This window comes from Psychrobacter sp., assembly GCF_036731945.1.
Lineage (GTDB): Bacteria > Pseudomonadota > Gammaproteobacteria > Pseudomonadales > Moraxellaceae > Psychrobacter.
Window position 1 is genome coordinate 1,570 of the sequence record NZ_DAINDI010000123.1, and the last position, 1,970, is coordinate 3,539.

Below are 1,970 nucleotides of genomic sequence, written 5' to 3' on the forward strand. Positions count from 1 at the left end.
ATGAGAATCAATCTATTTTTTGCCATTTTACTGATTGCGATGACCGCTTACTTTTTGTGGTGGGGTCTAGATTACACCATGCATCAGCAGACGATGTTATTCATCGTAGCGACGGCTTTTGGTGTGTTTATGGCATTCAATATCGGCGGTAACGACGTCGCCAACTCCTTCGGTACTTCGGTGGGAGCAGGGACGTTGACGATTCCGCAAGCTTTGGGCATCGCCGCGATATTTGAAGTGTCGGGCGCGGTACTGGCGGGCGGTGAAGTCACCGATACCATTCGCAGCGGCATCGTTGACTTAGATGGTTTATCGGTTTCACCCAATCAGTTTATTTATGTCATGCTCTCAGCGCTTATCGCGGCGGCATTTTGGCTGTTGTTTGCCACCAAAAAAGGTTTGCCCGTTTCTACCACGCACGCCATTATTGGCGGCGTCGTTGGTAGCTCCATTGTGCTCGGTATCTCTTTAGGTGGTACCGACATGGCACTATCGACCGTCGATTGGGGTACGATTGGAACAATTGCTATCTCTTGGGTCATCTCACCCGTGTTAGGCGGCGTATTTTCTTACCTGTTATACGGCCAAATTAAGAAAAATATTATTGAGTATAATGATAAAACCGAAGCGCATATTGCGACGCTAAAAGACGATAAAAAAACCGTCAAACAAAACCACAAAGAGTATCTAGAAAGTTTGACCGAGTCAGAGCAACTGGCATATACCTCAGCGATGCTACGCGATCAAGAAATCTATAAAGATGATGATTGCGACATCGAGGATTTAGAAACCGATTATTACAAAGAGCTTTATAAGATTGAGCACGAACGTAGCAATCTTGATACCTTAAAAGCCCTCAAGCAATGGGTACCGCTTATTGCTGGCGCAGGCGGCGCGGTCATGACTTCGTTGGTGGTGTTCAAAGGCTTAAAGAACGTTAACAGTAACATGACGACGATTCAAGGCTTTTTTATCATGGGTATGATAGCAGCGCTGGTATGGCTTGCGACCTTTATTTATACCAAGAGTATCCGCGGCAAGCATAAAGAAGATTTGACCAAAGCGACGTTTATTATGTTTAGCTGGATGCAGGTCTTTACCGCGTCCGCCTTTGCTTTTAGTCATGGTTCAAACGATATCGCCAACGCTGTCGGTCCTTTTGCCGCAATTATGGACGTTATCCGTACCAATAGCATAGCGACCGAGGCTGCCGTGCCGCCTGCAGTGATGTTGACCTTTGGTGTGGCGCTTATCGTTGGTCTTTGGTTTATCGGTAAAGAGGTCATTCAAACTGTCGGTACTAATCTAGCAAAAATGCACCCAGCTTCAGGCTTTTCCGCGGAATTGGCTGCGGCTGCCGTCGTCATGGGCGCCTCGACCATGGGTCTGCCCGTATCGAGTACGCATACGCTGGTTGGCGCGGTGCTTGGTATTGGCATCGTCAATCGTGATACCAATTGGGCGCTAATGAAGCCTATCGGTCTGGCATGGGTAATTACCCTGCCTGCGGCGGCCTCGATGTCAGCCATCAGCTATCTGTTATTAAGTAATATTTTTTAAAATAAAGCTGTATGGTTATTTATTATAGTGTTTTATTAAAGAATAAAAAACGCTTATCATGAACTGACCCCCAAATGTTGGACGGTTTATTTTATAACAAGGACTGAGTTCTGTATTGCACAGGACTCAGTCCTTTTAATTTAAGTTGAATACGCTCATGGTTGTAATAATGCATATACTCATGAATCTGTTGTTCTAACTGCTCAATTGTTTTTGGTTTCTCAATATAAATCGTCTCGCACTTCAGCGTACCGAAGAACCCCTCCATCAGTGCATTATCTAAGCAGTTGCCTTTTCTGCTCATACTTTGTTTAATACCATGCTGTTTAAGCGCCTTATTAAACGGTTTCATTTGATAATGCCAGCCTTGATCTGAATGCAGCATTAATCTTTTACCACGGCACGCCTTT

General features: G+C 45.1%; 2 protein-coding genes. One reads left to right on the top strand and one right to left on the bottom strand.

Annotated elements, in window-relative coordinates; all coding sequences use genetic code 11:
- On the top strand, positions 1-1,560 hold a 1,560-nt coding region (locus V7D75_RS14470; protein ID WP_333615130.1), incomplete at its 5' end, for an inorganic phosphate transporter.
- A gap of 91 nt (positions 1,561-1,651) precedes the next feature.
- Here V7D75_RS14470 and V7D75_RS14475 read toward each other — a convergent pair.
- Positions 1,652-1,970 (bottom strand): IS3 family transposase (locus tag V7D75_RS14475; RefSeq protein WP_333615131.1); only part of this gene is annotated, 319 nt, incomplete at its 5' end.